Source organism: Streptomyces sp. NPDC002446 (genome assembly GCF_053595675.1).
Genome location: NZ_JBSFYC010000006.1, coordinates 15,520 through 32,234 on the forward strand (window position 1 = coordinate 15,520; position 16,715 = coordinate 32,234).

At 72.8% G+C, this 16,715-nt stretch carries 10 protein-coding genes; 4 read left to right on the top strand and 6 right to left on the bottom strand.

Annotated features, from left to right (window positions below; translation table 11 throughout):
* Positions 1–93 precede the first annotated feature (93 nt).
* Entirely contained in the window at positions 94–3,225 is a 3,132-nt protein-coding gene (locus tag ACWD6P_RS05450; RefSeq protein WP_451442708.1) for an alpha-mannosidase, read from the top strand.
* A gap of 15 nt (positions 3,226–3,240) precedes the next feature.
* Here the strand turns inward: ACWD6P_RS05450 and ACWD6P_RS05455 are convergent, their stop codons facing one another.
* Together ACWD6P_RS05455 and ACWD6P_RS05460 are read right to left on the bottom strand one after the other, a co-directional pair.
* Positions 3,241–4,983 (bottom strand): pyruvate dehydrogenase, encoded by a 1,743-nt coding sequence (locus ACWD6P_RS05455; RefSeq protein ID WP_451442709.1) that lies wholly within the window; start codon positions 4,981–4,983, stop codon positions 3,241–3,243.
* 123 nt (positions 4,984–5,106) lie between these two features.
* Positions 5,107–6,270 (bottom strand): protein phosphatase 2C domain-containing protein, encoded by a 1,164-nt coding sequence (locus ACWD6P_RS05460; RefSeq protein WP_451442710.1) that lies wholly within the window; start codon positions 6,268–6,270, stop codon positions 5,107–5,109.
* A 219-nt stretch (positions 6,271–6,489) separates the two neighbouring features.
* On the opposite strand from ACWD6P_RS05460, the gene ACWD6P_RS05465 reads away from it, so the two are divergent.
* Positions 6,490–6,972, top strand: coding sequence for a DUF456 domain-containing protein (locus ACWD6P_RS05465; protein WP_451442711.1), 483 nt, complete (start codon positions 6,490–6,492; stop codon positions 6,970–6,972).
* A gap of 90 nt (positions 6,973–7,062) precedes the next feature.
* Here the strand turns inward: ACWD6P_RS05465 and ACWD6P_RS05470 are convergent, their stop codons facing one another.
* The 4 genes from ACWD6P_RS05470 to ACWD6P_RS05485 form a co-directional block, all read right to left on the bottom strand.
* On the bottom strand, positions 7,063–8,610 hold the full coding sequence (locus ACWD6P_RS05470; RefSeq protein WP_451442827.1) for an AlkA N-terminal domain-containing protein: 1,548 nt from the start codon (positions 8,608–8,610) through the stop codon (positions 7,063–7,065).
* Between the two features lie 113 nt (positions 8,611–8,723).
* The gene (rsgA, locus tag ACWD6P_RS05475) at positions 8,724–9,857 is read right to left on the bottom strand and encodes a ribosome small subunit-dependent GTPase A (RefSeq protein WP_451442712.1); all 1,134 of its coding nucleotides are present in this window, start codon (positions 9,855–9,857) and stop codon (positions 8,724–8,726) included.
* Positions 9,858–10,163: 306 nt separating this feature from the next.
* Positions 10,164–10,412, bottom strand: a complete 249-nt coding sequence (locus ACWD6P_RS05480; RefSeq protein ID WP_451442713.1) for a hypothetical protein — start codon at positions 10,410–10,412, stop codon at positions 10,164–10,166.
* Positions 10,409–11,728, bottom strand: coding sequence for a S8 family peptidase (locus ACWD6P_RS05485; RefSeq protein ID WP_451442714.1), 1,320 nt, complete (start codon positions 11,726–11,728; stop codon positions 10,409–10,411). The genes ACWD6P_RS05480 and ACWD6P_RS05485 overlap by 4 nt, the downstream gene beginning before the upstream one ends.
* A 448-nt stretch (positions 11,729–12,176) precedes the next feature.
* Here ACWD6P_RS05485 and ACWD6P_RS05490 point away from each other — a divergent pair, with 448 nt between their 5' ends.
* Both ACWD6P_RS05490 and ACWD6P_RS05495 read left to right on the top strand, forming a co-directional pair.
* Positions 12,177–12,524 (top strand): CU044_2847 family protein, encoded by a 348-nt coding sequence (locus ACWD6P_RS05490; protein WP_451442715.1) that lies wholly within the window; start codon positions 12,177–12,179, stop codon positions 12,522–12,524.
* A gap of 3 nt (positions 12,525–12,527) precedes the next feature.
* Complete coding sequence (locus ACWD6P_RS05495) at positions 12,528–16,685, top strand: nSTAND1 domain-containing NTPase (protein WP_451442716.1); 4,158 nt, start codon at positions 12,528–12,530, stop codon at positions 16,683–16,685.
* The last annotated feature ends 30 nt before the right edge of the window (positions 16,686–16,715 follow it).

The window sequence follows — 16,715 nt, forward strand, 5'->3', positions numbered from 1 at the left end:
CCGGGCCGGTCCCCGGTGGGTATGCCTGATCCGAGCCTGCCGTCGGTCCCGGCCGGGCCCCGGATGCGTCCGCGACGAGCGTGAGGAGCCGCTGTGCACGACGACCGACTGCTGGTGGAGGGGCGCCTGGAGCGGGCGCTGGAGCAGTTCATCCGGCCCGCGCGGTATGCGGCGCGGGTGCCGCTGCGGCTCGCCGTGTGGCATGCGCCTGGGGAACCCGTACCGGTGGAGGAGGCGCTGCGGGCCGCGTACGAGCCGTTCGCGGCCGGCGAACCGTGGGGGCCGCCGTGGTCGACGAGCTGGTTCCGGCTGGCGGGCGAGGTGCCGGAGGACTGGGCGGGGCGCCGAGTGGAGGCCGTCATCGACCCCGGTTTCCGCGGCGACGGCCCCGGCTTCCAGGCGGAGGGCCTGGTCTACGACGCCGACGGAGTACCGCTCAAGGGCATCCATCCACGCAACCGCCATATCCCCGTCGGCGCCCCGGCCCGCGGCGGCGAGGAGGTGCGGCTGCTGCTGGAGGCCGCCGCGAACCCGGCGGTGCTGCGGGACTTCCGCCCCACCGACCTCGGCGACGTCCGCACCGCCCCCACCCGCCCGCTGTACCGCTTCGCCTCGGCGGACCTCGCCGTACTCGACGAGACCGTCTGGCACCTCCTCCTCGACATCGAGGTGCTGTCGGAGCTGATGCACGAGCTGCCCGCCGACCGTCCGCGCCGGCACGAGATCCTGCGGGCTCTGGAGGACATGCTCGACGCGCTCGATCTGCACGACGTCGGCACCACCGCGGCCGCCGGCCGGGCCGCGCTGACCGGCGTCCTCGGCCGGCCGGCCACCGCCAGCGCGCACCGGGTATCGGCCACCGGGCACGCCCATATCGACTCCGCCTGGCTCTGGCCGCTGCGCGAGACCGTGCGCAAGGCCTCCCGCACCTTCGCCAATGTCACCCAACTGGCCAAGGAATACCCGGAGTTGGTGTTCTCCTGCTCCCAGGCCCAGCAGTACGCCTGGGTCAAGGAGCACCAGCCGCACATCTGGGAGCGCATCAAGGAGGCCGTACGGGAGGGCACCTGGGCACCAGTCGGCTCGATGTGGGTGGAGTCCGACGCCAATATGCCCGGCGGTGAGGCGCTGGCCCGGCAGCTCGTGCACGGCAAGCGCTTCTTCCTGGAGGAGTTCGGGGTGGAGACCGAGGAGATCTGGCTGCCGGACTCCTTCGGCTACACCGCCGCCTTCCCCCAGCTGGCCCGGCTGGCCGGCGCCAAGTGGTTCCTCACCCAGAAGCTTTCCTGGAACCAGACCGACCGGATGCCGCACCACACCTTCTGGTGGGAGGGCATCGACGGCACCCGCGTCTTCACCCACTTCCCGCCGGTCGACACCTACAACGCCCGGTTCCACGCCCGCGAACTCGCCCACGCCGAGCGGAACTTCGCCGACAAGGGCCGGGCCACCCGGTCCCTGGTCCCCTTCGGCTGGGGCGACGGCGGTGGCGGCCCGACCCGCGAGATGCTGGAGCGGGCCCGCCGGCTGCGCTCCCTGGAGGGCTCACCCCGCGTCGAGATCGAACCGCCGGGCCGCTTCTTCGCGGCCGCCCACGAGGAGTACGGGGCCGCGGCGCCGGTCTGGTCGGGCGAGCTGTACCTCCAGTTCCACCGCGGTACGTACACCTCGCAGGCGAAGACGAAGCAGGGCAACCGGCGGTCCGAACACCTGCTGCGGGAGGCCGAGCTGTGGGCCGCGACGGCCGCGGTGCGCGCGGGCCACCGCTACCCGTACGACGCCCTCGACCGGCTCTGGAAGACCGTCCTGCTGCACCAGTTCCACGACATCCTGCCGGGCTCGTCCATCGCCTGGGTGCACCGCGAGGCCCGGGAGACGTACGCGGCGGTGGCGGCGGAGCTGACCGGGATCACCGAGGAGGCGATCGGCGCGCTGGCCGGAGCGCAGCCGGCGGCGGCCGGACCGCCGACGGTGTTCAACGCCTCGCCCTACGACCGGGACGAGATCGTCGAACTGCCGGCGGGGGCGGCCGCCCCCGGGTCCGGCACGCCCACCGCCGTCCCGGTCCATGTGCCCGCGCTGGGCTCCGCCCCCGTCCGCCCGCCCGGCCCCGGCTCCCCCACCCCGCCGCCCCCTCCCGTACGGGCGAGCACCGACACCGCCGGCACCATCACCCTCGACAACGCCCTGCTGCGCGTCCGCATCGACACCGACGGGCTGCTGGTCTCCGTACGCGATCTGCACGCCGGGCGGGAGGTCCTGGCGCCCGGCGCACGCGGCAACCTGCTGCAGCTGCACCCCGACCACCCCAACAAGTACGACGCCTGGGACCTCGACCGGCACTACCGCAACCGGCACACCGATCTGACCGACGCCGAGTCCGTCGAGCTGCTCGGGTCCGGGCCGCTGTCCGCCGCGGTACGGGTGACCAGGACGTTCGGCGCGTCCCGGTGCACCCAGGAGCTGACCCTGCGGGCCGGATCCCACCGCCTGGACATCCGCACCGACATCGACTGGCACGAGTCGGAGAAGGTCCTCAAGGCCGCCTTCCCCCTGGACGTGCACGCCGAACGGTCCACCGCCGAGGTGCAGTTCGGGCACGTCCACCGCCCCACCCACACCAACACCAGCTGGGACGCCGCCCGCTTCGAGATCTGCGCCCACCGCTGGCTGCGGGTCGCCGAGCCCGGCTACGGCGTCGCGCTGCTCAACGACTCGACCTACGGCCATGACGTCACCCGCGCCCCGCACCCCGAGGGCCTGGGCACGACCGTACGGCTGACCCTGCTGCGCGCACCGCACAGCCCCGACCCCGAGACCGACCAGGGCACCCACCGCTTCACCTACGCCCTGCTGCCGGGCGCGGGGACCGGCGAAGCGGTGGCCGAGGGCCTGGCCCTCAACCTCCCCCTGCGGACCTTCGCCACCGCGGCGCCCGTCCCGCCGCTGATCCGCGTCGACCACCCGGCCATCACCGTCGAGTCGGTCAAGCTCGCCGAGGACCGCAGCGGCGATGTGGTGGTGCGGCTGTACGAGTCCCGGGGCGGCCGCGCCACCGGGACGCTCTCGCCCGGCTTCCCCCTCGAACGGGCCACCGTGACGGACCTGCTGGAACGCCCCCTGCACGACGAGGAAGAGGGGCCGACCTCGGATGTGGTGCTCGAACTGCGCCCCTTCCAGATCCTGACGCTGCGGCTGCGCCCGCAGCGGCCGCCCGCTTCCTGATCCGCCCCGCCCGCCCTACATCCGGGGAATGTTGCGCAGGTTGGACCGGGCCATCTGCAGCATCCGGCCGACCCCGCCGTCCAGCACGATCTTCCCGGCCGAGAGCGCGAAGCCGGACACCATCTCCGCGCTGATCTTCGGCGGGATGGACAGGGCGTGGGGGTCGGTGACGACATCGACCAGCGCCGGGCCCTTGTGCTTGAAGGCGTCACGCAGTGCGCCGCGCAGCTGCTTGGGCTTCTCCACCCGTACGCCGTGCGCCCCGGCCGCACGGGCGAGGGCCGCGAAGTCCGGGTTGCGGTTGGTCGTGCCGTACGACGGCAGGCCGGAGACCATCATCTCCAACTCGACCATGCCCAGCGAGGAGTTGTTGAACAGCACCACCTTCACCGGCAGGTCGTACTGGACCAGGGTGAGGAAGTCGCCCATCAGCATGGTGAATCCGCCGTCACCGGACATCGAGACGACCTGGCGCCCGCGGTCGAGGAACTGGGCGCCGATCGCCTGCGGCAGCGCGTTCGCCATCGAGCCGTGACTGAACGAACCGATCACCCGGCGACGGCCGTTGGGCGTGAGGTAGCGGGCCGCCCACACATTGCACATGCCCGTGTCGACGGTGAAGACCGCGTCGTCGGCGGCCTCCTCGTCCAGGACGGAGGCGACGAACTCCGGGTGGATCGGGGTGTGTTTCTCCACCTTGCGGGTGTAGGCCCGGACCACCCCCTCCAGCGCGTCCGCGTGCTTCTTCAGCATCCGGTCCAGGAACTTGCGGCTCGTCTTGACCTGCACCCTCGGGATCAGACAGCGCAGCGTCTCGCGGACATCGCCCCACACGGCGAGATCGAGCTTGGAGCGGCGGCCCAGGTGCTCGGGCCGCACATCGACCTGGACGATCTTGACGTCGTCGGGCAGGAACGCGTTGTACGGGAAGTCCGTGCCGAGCAGGATCAGCAGATCGCACTCGTGGGTGGCCTCGTAGGCCGCGCCGTAGCCGAGCAGCCCGCTCATGCCGACGTCGTACGGGTTGTCGTACTGGATCCACTCCTTGCCGCGCAGCGCGTGCCCGACCGGGGACTTCACCCGCTCGGCGAACTCCATCACCTCGGCGTGCGCGCCCGCCGTGCCGCTGCCGCAGAACAGCGTGACCTTGCCGGCCTCGTCGATCATGCGGGCCAGCTGGTCGATCTCGGCGTCTCCGGGGCGTACGGAGGGGCGCGTGGTGACCAGGGCGTGCTCGATGGCGCGCTCGGTCACCTGCTCGGCGGCGATGTCGCCGGGCAGCGCGACCACCGAGACCCCGCTCTGCCCGATGGCGTGCTGGATCGCGGTCTGCAGCACCCGTGGCATCTGCTTGTTGCTGGAGATCAGTTCGCTGTAGTGGCTGCACTCGGCGAACAGCCGGTCGGGGTGGGTCTCCTGGAAGAAGCTGGTGCCGATCTCGCTGGAGGGGATGTGCGAGGCCAGGGCGAGGACCGGGGCCATGGAGCGGTGCGCGTCGTAGAGGCCGTTGATGAGGTGGAGGTTGCCGGGGCCGCAGGAGCCGGCGCAGGCCGCGAGTTCCCCGGTGAGCTGCGCCTCCGCCCCGGCGGCGAAGGCCGCGACCTCCTCGTGCCGGACCTGGATCCAGTCGATCGCGGAGTTCCGGCGGACGGCGTCGACCACCGGGTTCAGGCTGTCACCGACGACTCCGTAGAGCCGCCGCACCCCCGCCCGTACCAGGATGTCCACGAACTGCTCGGCCACGGTCTGCTTCGCCATGTCGCTGTCGCTCCTTCGACGGGGTGCGGGGCGGGCGGGGCCGGGGCCGTCGCCCGGCCCCCGTCGGGGCGCCTTACCTGGTTCCCCCTCCCATGAACCCACGCGGGCCCGGGGTGCGCGACGTTAGGACTCCCACACGCCGACGGCCGTACGGTCCTTCGTATGGCCGTCGGCGCGCAGTTGTGCGGTGGTGGTGAGGAAGGGGACCAGGCCCGGGGGTTCGGCGCCGGACCAATGGGCGGCCAGGCGGGCGGCGAAGGCGGGCTCCTGCCGGAGGGGTTCGGCCAGTCCGGCGCTGCACAGCAGCAGGGTGTCCCCCGGACGGGCGTACTCCGCGCGGAAGCGGAAGGGCTCGGGACCGTCCGCCCCCGCGGGCTCCAGGTCCTGCCAGCCGCCGTCGCGCAGCCGGAAGAGGCCGCCCGCGCCCACGCCGAAGAACACCCGGGCACGGCAGTCCGGGTCGGCGGGCAGGAGGAGGCACCGCAGGGTGGCCGTGTAGTGCTCCGGCGCGGCACCCAGGTCCTCGGCCCGCGCGCGCAGCCTGCCGTAGGTGCGGTCGGTGAGCCGCTGCAGTCCGGAGGTGAGGGCGCCGCGGCGGTCCGTACGGATGTCCTCCGCCAGTCGGGTGCAGCTGCGGCCGACCGCGCCGCCGATCCAGGCACAGGCGTCGTGTGCGGCGCGGTGGGTGCCCTCCGCGGCCGGCAGTGCGGTGGCGACGGCCACCAGGATGAGGGTGTGCCGGCCGGTGCCGAAGCGGGCGGTGAGCAGCGCGTCGCGGCGTGCCTCGCCGCGGTAGCGGGCGGCGTCGCCGCGCTGGGAGGCGGCGCGCAGGGTGAGCGAGCCGTAGCGGGCACCGTCCAGCACGGTGTCCGGCACCAGTTCGTCGAGCGCGCCGGGCTCGGCGGCGGGCAGCGCGACCGGCTCGACGGCGGTCTGCTCGGGCTCGTACCCGGCCGGTGGGCGCGCACCAGGGCCGGTGGCCTGGAGCGGGGTCGGCTCGGCAGGGGCGGGCGGCGGGGGGAGCGGCCGCCGCCCGGCCGGATCCGGCCACCCCGGCGCCCCTACGGCCCGCAGTGCCGACGCCACCCGGTCGTCGAGGGTGTCCGAGGCGCCGGCCGGAGCGGCATCGCCCATCGCGCCGCGCCCCGGGCCGACGTCACCGGTGCCGCCCCGGCCGCCCTCGCCACCCTCGCCGCCTTGTCCGTCCCCGCCTCCCCCGCCGTCCTCTCCGTACAACTGCCGCCACCAGTCGTCCTCCTGGCCGCGCCGTGCCCCCTGGGGATTCATGCGCCGTATTGTTCCTGCGCGGCGGTCGCCGAAACAGGGCGCGCACGGGCGTGCGGGCACGGCCGGCCGCGGGGGCGGGCGCAGGGTGCGCCCCGGGCACCCGCCCACCGCGGCATCGCTGACCCGCCGCCGTCGGCAAGCGCTTCCCGGTCGCTTCCGGCAGTCTTGGGCCATGAGGGAGCACAGCGTGCGAGCCGTCACGGGAGGTGCGGCCGACGGATGAGTGCGTGGCAGCTGGTCGCGGTCGGGCTGGTCATGCTGCTCGGGCTGGTCGGCGTGCTGGTGCCCGGCATCCCCGGGCCGCTGATCGTGTGGGCCGGGCTGCTGTGGTGGACGGCCACCGAGAAGTCCGCACCGGCCTGGGCGGTGCTGATCGGCGCCACCGCCGTCCTGCTGCTCAATCAGGTCGTGAAGTGGCTGCTGCCGGCCCGCAATCTGCGGGCCGCGGGCGCGCCGTACCGCACGCTGTTCCTGGCGGGCACCCTCGGCATCGTCGGCTTCTTCGTGATCCCGGTCCTCGGCGGTCCGCTGGGTGCGATCGGCGGCCTCTACGCGCTGGAGCGGATCCGGCTCGGCAGCCATGGCGACGCCTGGGCCTCGACCCGTACGGTCATGCGCGCCATCGGGCTGAGCGTGCTGATCGAGCTGTTCGCGTGCCTTCTGGTGGTCGGGGCGTGGACCGGGGCGGTGGTCGCGGGCTGAGGGCGCCCGCGGCCGTGAGGGCCTGTCCTATGGGTCAGGTTCCGGACGGCGGGGCGCCGTAAGGCGCAACGGCGAGACACCCCGGCCTGCTCAGGTGCCCGGGGCGGCCCCCGCCGTCGCGGCCGGCTCGCGCGCCCCGCCCGGCTCGCGCGCCCCGCCCGCCCCGGGCAGCTCCCCATCGCTCAGCAGCTCGCCCTCCGGGAGCAGCCCACCGCTCCACAGATGGTGCAGCGCATACGCCCCCCAGGGCCGCCACCCCGCGGCCGCCCCGCTCATCCCGGCAGTCACGTCCGGATCCCCCAACGCCCGCATCCTGATGTACGCAGCCGCGCGCGGGCCGACCCAGGGCAGTGCGGCCAGCGCCCGCTCCGCCGCGTTGCGGTCCGCGCCGGCGTCCAGTACGACGGCCCCCTCGGCGAGCGCGGTGCACAGCGTCCGGACCGGCCGCGCCACCTCCTCGCCGGTCAGCTCGCCGGGCGCCGGGAAGAGGTGGGTGAGCCCGCCGTCCGGCGCGTCCAGCGGCTTCCCGTACGCGGCCACCAGCGCGGCGGCGGGTTCCGGCGGCCCGCCGAGCACGATCCGTACGGCCAGTTCCTCGGGGTCCGCGGCACCGGGCGAACGCAGCCCCGGGCGTTCGGCCACCAGCGGGCCGAGCAGCGGATCTGTACCGAGCCGCTCGGCGACGGCGTACGGATCGGCGTCCAGGTCGAAGAGCCTGCGCATCCGCTGGACGGCCGTCGAAAGATCGCGCAGGTCGGTCAGCCGCAGCCGGCACTCCAGCCAGCCGCCGTCCGCCCCGCGCGCCGCCGGGCACACCAGACCGGCCGGCGGCCGGCGCCGGCGGCGCGGCCCTGCGGGCTCGTCGACCTCAGCGATCCCGCTGCCGTACGCGAGCCGCAGCGTACGGCGGTAGGTGCGCGAGCCGCGGTCACCGCGTACCTCCTCGACGCCGGGCACCGCCCGGACCTGCAGAAAGTCAAAGATCTCGGCCGTGGCGTACGGCCCGCGGTAGGCGAGCCGCAGCGGGATCCCGCCGAGTGCGGAGCGGCCGCCGCCCCGGGCTCCGCCTCCTGGGCGTGCGCGCCCGGCGGCGGCCCGCAGTTCGCTCGGCGTCGCCGCGTAGATCTCCCGCATCGTGTCGTTGAACTGGCGGATGCTGGCGAAACCGGCCGCGAACGCCAGCTCGGTGACCGGCAGCTGCGTGGTCTGCAGCAGCACCCGCGCGGTGTGCGCCCGGCGGGCCCGCGCCAGCGCCACCGGCCCCGCGCCGAGCTCGGCCGTCAGCTGCCGCTGCACCTGACGCGCGCTGTAGCCCAGCCGCCGGGCAAGCCCGCCGACGCCCTCCCGGTCGACCACACCGTCCCCGATGAACCGCATGGCCCGGCCGACCAGGTCGGCCCGCACGTTCCACTCCGCCGAACCGGGCACGGCGTCCGGCCGGCATCTCCGGCAGGCCCGGAACCCGGCCGCCTGCGCCGCCGCGGCCGACGCGAAGAACCGCACGTTCACCCGCTTGGGAGTGACCGCCGGGCAGCTGGGACGGCAGTAGATCCCCGTCGTCACGACCGCGAAGAAGAACTCCCCGTCGAACCGCCCGTCCCGGCTGGACACCGCTTCGTACCTGGCCTCGTCGTCCATCACGCCTCCAGTGTGCGCCGTGCGCGACGCCGCGACTGGCGGAAATCGGACATGGCGTTCGGTCGTGGGGCCGGTCCCGCCCGCCGCGGGCGGGACCGGCCCCACGGGTCACCTCACCACCCGCCCCGCTTCCGCTCGCCCATGTGGCGTCCCAGCGCCTGCTTCTGCTTCCAGTCCCGCCGGAGCTCGGCGCGCAACCGGGCATCCGTCTTCGCCACGATGCGCTGGTTCTCCCGCAGCAGCTTGCGGTAGCTCTCCAGCCGGCGTACGGACAACTGCCCGTGCTCCACGGCCTCTTGCACCGCGCAGCCGGGCTCGGCCTGATGCGCGCAGTCGTGGAACCGGCAGTCCGCGGCCAGCCCCTCGACGTCCGCGAAGGTCCGGGCGAGCCCGCCCTCCGCATCCCACATGCCGACGCCGCGCAGGCCCGGCGTGTCGATCAGCACACCGCCACCGGGCAGCGCGTGCAGATCCCGTGTGGTCGTGGTGTGCCGCCCCTTGCCGTCCCGGTCCCGGATCGCCTGTACGACCTGCACACTCGCCCCGACCAGCGCATTGGCCAGCGTGGACTTGCCCGCACCGGACTGCCCGAGCAGTACGGACGTGCCCCCGGCGAGCACCGCGGACAGCACGTCGATCCCCTCCCCGGTCGCCGAACTGACCGCCAGCACCTGCACCCCGGGCACCACCGACTCGGCGTCCGCGACCAGATGCCCCAGCCCTTCCGGCCCCCCGGCCAGATCCGCCTTGGTCAGCACCACGAGCGGCTGGGCACCGCTCTCCCAGGCGAGCGAGACAAACCGTTCGATGCGCCCGAGATCCAGCACACCGGCCAGCGACACCGCGACCACCGCGTGATCGACGTTCGCCGCGAGGATCTGCCCCTCGGAGCGCTTGGAGGAGGTGGACCGGACGAACGACGTACGCCGCGGCAGCAACGCCCGTACGACACCGTCGACATGGCCGCCGCTGAGCCCGTTCTCCAGGTCGATCACGGCCCAGTCACCGGTGCACGGCACCCGCATCGGATCGCCGGTCGCCACCAGCGCGGTGTCCGCAAGGACCGTCCGGACACCGTCGCCGTCGGGCACGACGGCATCCACCCGGCCCCGGTCCACACGGACGATACGGCCGGGCACCAACCCCCGCCCGGCCAAGGGGGTGAAACTCTCCGCGAACCCGTCGTCCCAGCCATAGGCCGTCAGCGGATGCGCAGCGGAGAAGTTCGAGAAGTCGAGGTCGAACAACGGGATGACCCTTCAGAAAAGAGCGGTCCCGGCTACCCGCGCCACGCGCGAGAAGGAGAAACAGAGTCGAGTCAGCCGGAGACCACGGAAGTGAAATTGATGATCTTCTGGATGCGGGCAGCGCCCGTCGCAACGACAGTCATCAGTACTCACCTCCGGTTTCCTCAACGGCCGAGGACGGCGGCCCCAGGCCACCGTCAAGAACATCGCCGAGCGTAGAGCAGCACCGGACGGCGGCGCCAACGGTTTTTTCCGACGCCGCTTCGCCGGAGCCCGACAACCGCCGTTGTGTCCGGGCCCATACGGTCACTGGTCCGGGGAGTCCGGCGGGGGCAGTTGGATGCTGCGCTCGCGGTCCACTGCTTCGACGCCGTCGACCTGTTCCAGGGCCGGGATCCGGTCCTCCGCGACGGTGCCGGAGAGCGTGCCGAGGAGCGGCTGCTCACCCGTGACCGTCAGCCCCGCCCGCCGCAAGGCCTCGACCACGTGCGAGAACCGGTCGGGGTCGACTGCGAGGATGACCCCGACCGGCTCGGGCTGCGACGACTCGCTCACGGGGCCTGGAGCAGGCCCGCGCCGACGTCCCGGGCGGGCTGCGTCAGCGGGAACGCACCGGACAGCAGACTGGCCTTGAGGTCGGCCGCGGAAGCGGTGGGGTTCGCCTGGGCGAGCAGTGCGAGGACGCCCGCGACGTGCGGTGTGGCCATGCTGGTGCCCGACTTGATCGCGTAACCGCCGCCAGGGGCAGCCGAGTGCACGGACTTGCCGGGGGCCGCGATGTTGACCTCGCCGCCCTGGCCGTTGATGCCTCCGCAGGAACTGGACGCCGTCTTCAGTGCCTTGTCCAGCGAGCCCACGGCGAGGATGGAGGGGCAGTTGGCGGGTCGCTCGACGGGGGCCACGAATCCGGGGCGCCGGCTGCTGTTGCCCGCCGCCGCGACGATCACCGTCCCGAGTTCGAGTGCACGTTGGGCCAGGATCTCGAACGTCTGCGGGAAGAGCTCACCCGGCTGGACCGGAGCGCCGAGCGATACGGAGATCACCCGTGCACCGCGGGCGATCGCCCAGGACATGCCCGCCAGGATCTGGCCGTCCGCGCCGAAGCCGGTGTTGTCGAGTACCTTGCCGGCGAGTATGCGCGCCTCGGTCGCCACGCCGTAGCGGGGCCCCTGCCGGGGGTTGGCCGGACCGGCGGCGGTACCGATGCAGTGCGTGCCGTGGCCATGGACGTCCTCGACGGTCTCGCCGAGCACGAAGGAGGCCGTCTCCTCGATGCGCCCGGCCAGGTCCGGGTGGTCGGTGTCCACGCCGGTGTCGAGGACGGCGATCTTCACTCCCTGTCCGGTCATGCCGGAGATGTTGGCCCTGATCGCCTGGAGGCCCCAGGTCGTGTGCTGTTCGTCCAGGGCCGGCCCCTGGGACGCGGCGGTCTCGGCGTGGGAATGGCGGGTGACCACGTCCTCGTCGCTGCGGTAGGCCGGGAAGAACTCGGTCGGCGCCTGCTGCGGAGCGGTGATCGGCGAGGCGTAGACCCTGCGCTCCGGCTCGGCCGCGAGGATCGAGCGTTCCGCCTCGGCCGTGGTGACCAGCGCGTGACGCTGCTCGGACCGTACTTCGACGACGGCCGCGGCGAGGTCTTCGAAGAGCACCGAGGCGTCGGGGCGCTCCAGGAGTTCGGCGACGTTCGCGGCCTCGGCTCCCCGGACCCGTTCGACGGGCGCGATGTCGGCGGAGGAACGCAGTGCGTTCAGCCCGCTCTCCTGGTCGCTCGGGTCGAGCAAGACCACGTACCGACCGGTGTACTCCGTGACCTGGCCCGCGACGGCGCCGTTGGGCCGCTCGGGCTGCTCGCCGGATGCACGGCTGTCCATGGGTCCGTTCGCCATTGGGTTTCCCGCTTTCTGTGTGCTTCCCCCGTTCATGGACGCGCGCCGATTCACCGCGTGGCAGGTGCCAAGGATGGTGGGGTGCGATTCCGCCGTGTACCGGCGCGAAGTGCCGTCGCCCGCAAGGTCGTCCGTTGCAAGGGCACCGGCATTTCCCCCTCGTACACGGTCGCACCGGGCACCCGGGCCCGCAACACAGCGCCGCCGCTCATGAGAGCCCCGCCCCCGTCGCCCGCCCCGGCCGGGCGCGGGCCGGGCCGGCCTCATGCGTACGGCCCACTCTGGATGCGGCACATACCGGAATCGATGACGATCAGCGCAGGCGGCGCCGGTGCCTCTTCGTGGTCGGTCAAGGGTTTCCAGTCGGCGTGGGCACCAGCGGCGCCCTGCTCGTCAGCGCCGCCCGCGAGGCACGATGAGTGAAGGAGGAGCCTTGACACATCTGGCCCGGATCCCCTTGGAAGGCGGGGGTTTCCTCCTGGTCGAGGCTCCGTCCGCGCTGGAGGGGCCGGTGAAGGCAGGTCGCGTGGGCGAAGCCATTCACGAGCTGCCGGGGAGCCTGAAACAAGCGCTGGGTTCGGTCACCGAGGCGGCGCACGCGACACTCGACCAGCTGCGCAAGGCCGGCCCGGACGGGATCGCGGTGGAGTTCGGTGTCGACCTCGCGGTCGCAGCCGGGGCCGTGATCACCAAGAGCAGCGCCAACTGTCACTTGAAGGTGACGATGACCTGGAAGAAGAACGGTCCCGGCCATCCCGGCACGGATCCGTACCCGGGCTGACCAGTGGACATCAGCGGCAAGCAGCCGAACGGTGACGGCGGCTCGGAACTCCTCCCCGCCGTGGCCCAGATCCTCGGGCCGGGTGACCAGGTGGCCGGGGCCGGTTTCCTGGTGGCCGAGGACATCCTGGTCACCTGTGCACACGTCGTACGCGCCGCCGGAGTCGAGCCCGGCGAGAGCGTGCAGCTGGCCTTCCCGCACGGGGACGGCGCGCGCGAGGTCGAGGGGCTGGTCCTGGCCGAGCCGTGGCGTGCCCCGGAGGACGAAGACGTGGCCGTCGTGCGCCTGAGCGGGACCTCAGCGGGTATGCGGGCGTTGCCGCTGGGCTCCGCGGCCGGCTGCCGCGGCCACCAGGTGCGCTCGTTCGGGTTCCCCGCCCAGGCTCCGGCGGGCGGGCACTTCGGGTTCGGTGTGGCCGGCCATCTGCTGCCGGCCACCGGGAGCAGTGGCATGCATCTGCAGCTGACCGCCGCCAACGACCTGACCACCGGGTTCAGCGGCGGGCCGGTCGTCGACGAGGAGACCGGCCTGGTCATCGGCATGGTCACCGAGATCACCGCCCCTGACGAGTACGGAAAGGGGCAGGGCATCGCCTATGTCACACCTACGCAGGTACTGCGGGAGATCTGGCCCGAGCTGACCGAGCGGGAGGTGTGCCCGTACAGGGGACTGGAGCCGTTCACCGCGGAACAGGCCCAGTGGTTCGAGGGCCGGAAGGACGCGGTGCGGCAGGTGCTGGCGGACCTGGCCCGGCAACAGCGGGTGACCCTGCTGCTGGGGCCCTCCGGTTCAGGCAAGTCGTCCTTGGTCCAGGCCGGTGTCCTGCCTGCGCTGGCCGCCGGCGAGCTGCCGGGCAGCGACAGGTGGTTGCCCGTGCTCGCCCGGCCGAGGCAGGACCTGCTGGCCGAAATCGAGCGCGCCGGGCTGGCCGGGGCCGGCACCGAGGGCATCACCGCAGCCGTCGCCCGCAAACTCGCGGCCGAACCCTCCTGTCAGCGCGTCCTGCTGATCATCGACCAGTTCGAAGAGCTCTTCACCCAGACCTCCACCGGCCGGGATCAGGAGCGCCGCCTGGCCGCCACGGACCAGATCACCGCCGCGGTCGGATCGCGCGCCGAGCTCGACGTGATCCTGATCATGCGCGACGACTTCTACCCCCAGCTGGCCGCGCTGGCCCCCGAGTTGCTGGAAGCGGCGATGCCGGGACTCCTCAACATGCCGGGCACCCTGAGCCGGGATGACCTGCACGACATCATCACCCTGCCCGCCCGGGACGTGGGGAACCACTTCGAGCACGGGCTGCCGGAGCAGATCATCACCGACGTCCTGGCCACCACCCCGGAGGGGGCCAGGACCCGGCAGGCACCGGTCACCGTGCTGCCCCTACTGGAGCTGACGCTCAGTCAGCTCTGGCAGAGGCGGCACGACGGACGCCTCACCCACGACGCCTACCGGCGCATCGGCGGAGTCACCGGCAGCCTCACCACGTGGTGCGACACCGCCCTCAACCAACTACCGCCCGACCACCAGCCCATCGCACAGCGCATCCTCACCTCCCTGGTACGGCCCGCCGACCCCCGCCACCACATCCCCGCCATCCGTGCCCAGGTCCCCCTGCAGGAACTGCGCGAACTGGCAGCCGACCGCAGCGGGGGGCCGGACAGCGACAGTGCCGTCGACGATGTCCTCGCCGCCCTCACTCGTCATCGCATCATCACCACCCACACCCCCAGCATCTCCCTGCTCCGCGACACCCCTCCCGCGCTGCCGGTGGCCGAACTGATCCATGACGCCCTCATCCGCGACTGGGGCACACTGCGTGAATGGGTCAATGAAGACCACCGCTTCCAGGAGTGGCTCGCCCACACCCGCACACGGCGGGCCCGCTGGGCCGAAGGGACCGATCCTGGAGACCTGCTCGGGGGAACGGCACTCGCCGAAGGCCTCGACTGGTCACAGCAACGCCGTCTGCCGGGCGACATCGCCGCCTTCCTCACCGCCAGCCGGCAACGCCAGCAGGCCGTCATCCGACGCAGCAGACGCCTCAACACGATCCTGGCCGTCCTGCTCGTCCTCGCACTCGTCGCCGCGGGAGGGGCCCTGTGGCAGTGGCGGACGGTGGTCGCCGAACGGGAGGCGGCCCTGTCCCGTCAGCTTGCCGCCCAGTCCAGCACGCTCATCGGCGCAGACCCCGACCTCGCCTCGCTGCTGGCCATCGAGGCCTACCGCGCCAGCCCCACTCCCGAGTCCGTCGAAAGCCTGGAGAACGCCGCGGCCCTCCCCTTGCGGCGGCGCTTGTCCGGCCACAGGGGCGGGGTGAACCGGGTGACGTTCAGCCCCGATGGACGCACCCTCGCCACCGGCAGCCGCGACCACACCGCGCTGCTGTGGGACACGGCCACCGGCAAGCACCGGGCCACCCTGACCGGCCACACCCACGAAGTGGGGGCGGTGGCGTTCAGCCCCGATGGACGCACCCTTGCCACCGGTGGCAGCGACGCCACCGTGCGGCTGTGGGACACAGCCACCGGCAAACCCCTCGCCACCCTGACCGGCCACACCAACGCGGTGTTCTCGGTGGAGTTCAGCCCGGACGGACGCACCCTCGCCTCCGGCAGCGGCGACAAGACCGCGCGACTGTGGGACATGGCCACCCGCAAGTCCCGTACCACTTTGCCCGGCCACACCCACTCGGTGGACTCGGTGGCGTTCAGCCCCGACGGACGCACCCTCGCCACCGGCAGCCGCGACCACACCGCGCGACTGTGGGACGTAGCCACCGGCAAGAAGCGCACCACCCTGACCGGCCACGCCGATGCGGTGGTCTCGGTGGCGTTCAGCCCGGACGGCCGCACCCTCGCCACCGGCAGCTTCGACGCCACCGTGCGACTCTGGGAGGCGGCCACCGGCAAGCCCCGTACCACTTTGCCCGGCCACACCGACACGGTGTTTTCGGTGGCGTTCAGCCCCGACGGACGCACCCTCGCCTCCGGCAGCCTCGACAAGACCGTACGGCTGTGGGACACGGCCACCGGCAAGAACCGCACGACTCTGACGGGCCACACCGACAGGGTGGCCTCGGTGGCGTTCAGCCCGGACGGCCGCACCCTCGCCACCGGCAGCACCGACAAGACCGTGCGGCTGTGGGACATGGCCGCCGGCACGACCCGTGCCCCTCTGACGGGCCACACCAACGTGGTGCGGTCGGTGGCGTTCAGCCCGGACGGACACACCCTCGCCACCGGCGGCCGCGACAACACCGTGCGCCTGTGGGACACGGCCACCGGCAAGAACCGCGCCACCCTGAGAGGCCACACCGGCTGGGTGTATTCGGTGGCGTTCAGCCCGGACGGACGCACCCTCGCCTCCGGCGGCATCGACAAGACCGTTCGCCTGTGGGACGTGGCCACCGGCAAGAGCCGCGCCGCCCTGAGAGGCCACACCGACATGGTGGGCTCGGTGGCGTTCAGCCCGGACGGTCGCACCCTCGCTGCTGCCAGCACCGACAAGACCGTGCAACTGTGGGACACGGCCACCGGCAAGCGCCGCACCCCTCTGACCGGCCACACCGACACGGTGGCCTCGGTGGCGTTCAGCCCCGATGGACGCACCCTCGCCACCGCCAGCGCCGACGAGACCGTACAACTGTGGGACATGGCCACCGGCAAGCGCCGCACCACGCTGCCCGGCCACACCGATGCGGTGGACTCGGTGGCATTCAGCCCCGACGGACACACCCTCGCCACCGGCAGCCGCGACCGCACCGTACGCCTGTGGGACACGGCCACCGGCAAGCGCCGCGCCACCCTGACCGGCCACACCGACTGGGTGCTGTCCGTGGCGTTCAGCCCGGACGGACAGACCCTCGCCACCGGCAGCCTCGACACATCCGTGCGGCTGTGGAACACCGCCACCGGCAAGAACCGCGCCACCCTGACCGGCCACACCGACAGAGTGACCTCGGTGGCGTTCAGCCCGGACGGACACACCCTCGCCACCGGCAGCGTCGACAACACCGCGCGCCTATGGGATGTCGCCCTCCCCCGACCTGCCGCAGCCGTCCAAAAGATCTGCCGGGCCGTCAACCGCGACCTCACCGCGCAGGAACGGGCGGCCTATATGCCAGACACATCAGGCGACCCTGTGTGCCCGGTCAACTGAAGCTCGCGGGAATGGCCCTCCTTCGCGTCC